The organism is Cupriavidus sp. SIMBA_020, assembly GCF_046535395.1.
Taxonomy (GTDB): domain Bacteria; phylum Pseudomonadota; class Gammaproteobacteria; order Burkholderiales; family Burkholderiaceae; genus Cupriavidus; species Cupriavidus campinensis.
On the sequence record NZ_JAWRWU010000466.1, the window covers coordinates 1 to 276 of the forward strand.

Annotated in this window: 1 pseudogene; it reads left to right on the top strand. The window is 38.8% G+C overall.

Annotated elements, in window-relative coordinates:
- Positions 1-276: pseudogene (locus tag SB751_RS30080) on the top strand (catalase HPII); the annotation flags it as partial.

Consider the following 276-nt stretch of genomic DNA (forward strand, 5'->3'; position numbering starts at 1 on the left):
CTGTTAAACATTGATAACAAGCTTGCTGAGCAAGTTGCATTGGGTTTAGGTTTACAAACTATGCCAGATGCCGCAGAAGCGGCGCTTGATACCCGTCATGATTTACCAGTATCTGATGCGCTAAGTATTTTAAAAAATGCCCCAAATACATTTAAAGGCAGGAAGCTTGGTATATTAGTAAGTGATGGTTTTGATGCTGAAACCTTTAATTTATTAACACAAAGCCTTAAAGAGGAAGGTGCAAGTTATGAAATTATTGCGGCTCAAGTTGGTGGT